General features: G+C 37.0%; 2 protein-coding genes and 1 tRNA gene. 1 reads left to right on the plus strand and 2 read right to left on the minus strand.

The window, feature by feature from the left end:
- Positions 1-263 precede the first annotated feature (263 nt).
- Together GYA49_02530 and recA are read right to left on the minus strand one after the other, a co-directional pair.
- Positions 264-971, minus strand: coding sequence for a hypothetical protein (locus GYA49_02530; protein ID NMC35899.1), 708 nt, complete (start codon positions 969-971; stop codon positions 264-266).
- Entirely contained in the window at positions 964-2,058 is a 1,095-nt protein-coding gene (gene recA / locus GYA49_02535; protein NMC35900.1) for a recombinase RecA, read from the minus strand. Before recA ends, GYA49_02530 begins: the two co-directional genes overlap by 8 nt.
- A 146-nt stretch (positions 2,059-2,204) precedes the next feature.
- Here recA and GYA49_02540 point away from each other — a divergent pair.
- A tRNA-Pro gene (locus tag GYA49_02540) sits at positions 2,205-2,275 on the plus strand.
- Positions 2,276-2,420 lie beyond the last annotated feature (145 nt).

Consider the following 2,420-nt stretch of genomic DNA (forward strand, 5'->3'; position numbering starts at 1 on the left):
CGATTGAAAAATGACATAGGTAGGCTTCTGATCCAGCAATAGTTGCACTTTAGAATGTATTGGTGACAATTGCTTCATAAGAAGTAAAAAATTAATTGCTTAGTAAATTGACCAAATTACTTTGGTTTACGAAGAAACAGAGTATTTGAGCTGCGTATTTTAGCTAGCTCTGAGAGAAGTTGCGCCTAATAAAAATTTTATGCGCTGTTTTTGGTAAATTTTGAAAAACAAAATAATTTCATCTCTTATAATAATAGTCTGTTTCATCTGGCGTTATTGTACTGCGTATCTAAAAATTCGTCAATTTGGATCTTAATATCCTCCCAAGCAAATCCTCGAGATAAAAGACGCTGGATAAGAAGTTGTTTAGCTTTTTTCTTATCAGGTTTTTTGTAAGCAATTTTTTGCCACTGCTTAGCCAGTAAATCTTTGATGGTTTGTTGTTTGTTTTCTGGTTTTAGCAGACTTTGTTTAGCTAGCGTTTTAGCAATAATTTGGCGGTCAATACCTTTGGCTGCTAGTTCAGCAGCCAGAGCAAATTCTCCTTTGGCTTTTTGAGCTAGTCGCTGCTCTACCCACCAAGTAGCAAATGTTTCATCATTAATAAAATTATTTTCTACTAATCTTTCAATAATTTTTTGACTTGCTATAGCATAGTCAATCGCTGTGAAAATTGGAAATTGTTTGCAAATTTTATTGTTTAATTTATTAAACTGTTGCTTTATCCTGGTCTTAATTTCAAACTCTGACCTAGGTCTGATAGCAATCAAATTAGTAATGTGATAATAAAGACTAATGAGTTGGGATTGTTGCAACAGTTTTAAAATTTGAGTCTCGTCTAAACTTTGACCAACTTTTAAACCACGTTTTAAAACTAGCTCGCCATGAAGACTAAAGCTTTGGCCATTATCTAGAAAAACAGTAACGTGTTGACGGTTTCTTTGAAAAGAAAGCTTAGTAATCTTATTCATCACCATCACTATTCTCACCCACTTCTACCGGAATTTCTTTACCTTTTCTGACTACTTCCCACACATTTTTTTCAATTTCATCCATCAGTTTAGAATTTTCGTTTAAAGTGTTTTTGACTGCTTCCCGACCTTGGCCCAAAACTTCACCCTTGTATTTATAAAAAGCTCCTGATTTTTCTAAAACACCCATTTCGGTCGCTACGTCCAAAATCCCTGCTGCTTTAGAAATCCCACCTTCATTCATGATGTCAAATTCAGCAATTCGGAAAGGTGGGGCAACTTTATTTTTGACGATTTTAACCCGGTGACGGGAACCAATAATGGTTTCACCTTCAGAAATATTGCCCGTTTTACGACAATCAATACGGATTGAGGAATAAAATTTAAGTGCTTGGCCACCAGTGGTAGTTTCCGGATTACCAAACATAACTCCGATTTTCATCCGGATTTGGTTGGTAAAAATAACTAAAGTATTACTTTTTTGAATCGCTCCGGTCAGCTTGCGCATAGCTTGGGACATCAATCTGGCCTGCATTCCCATAACCGCATCACCCATTTCACCTTCAATTTCGGCTTTTGGCACCAAGGCAGCCACACTATCAACTACCACTACATCAATACCACCCGAACGGATTAACGTCTCTACAATCTCCAAAGCTTGTTCGCCGCTGTCTGGTTGAGAAATGATCAAATCATCTAATGCAACTCCAATTGATTCAGCTCGCAGTGGATCAAGTGCATGCTCAGCATCAATAAAAGCACAGTTTAAGCCTTTTTTCTGAGCCTGTGCAATCACATGTAAACAAACGGTAGTTTTACCAGAAGCTTCAGGCCCATAAATTTCGATAATACGACCTTTCGGTAAACCTCCTACCCCAAGGGCTAAATCAATGGCAATGGAACCAGTTGAAACCACTTCCAGATTGGCAGACCGATTAGCCTGACCCAATTTCATAATTGAGCCCTTACCATATTGTTTTTCAATCTGCTGCATAGCAATATTGACAGCTTCTAAACGCTGTGATTTTTGATTATCACTGCTGCTGATTTTTTCTTCATTAACATCAGTTTTTTTAGGTCTAGCCATAAAAATCTCCTTTGGGCAAGCTTATAGTATCTAAAATAATTTGACTCAGTTAAACACAAAATCAATATTGAATCAATAGCGGAACCATGGATTTATTCTTACGAAACTGACAAACTGAGGTATAATAACCTGGTTGATTTTAAAATCGGGGTATGGTCTAGTGGTATGATGGGCGCATGGGGTGCGTCCGACGTCAGTTCGATTCTGACTACCCCGACAGGTTTTTTTTACAATCCATTACTCATTAATAAACTACACACGGTCTAAAGACCGTGGTTTTAATCCTTCTCTGGCATAATTTCTTTATTGTCTTTAATGTACTTTTTTATTTGTAAGTAATTGGTTTTACCTATGGTTTCAGC

The sequence above is a fragment of the Candidatus Beckwithbacteria bacterium genome (assembly GCA_012797845.1).
Classification (GTDB): domain Bacteria; phylum Patescibacteriota; class Microgenomatia; order UBA1400; family UBA1449; genus JAAZOH01.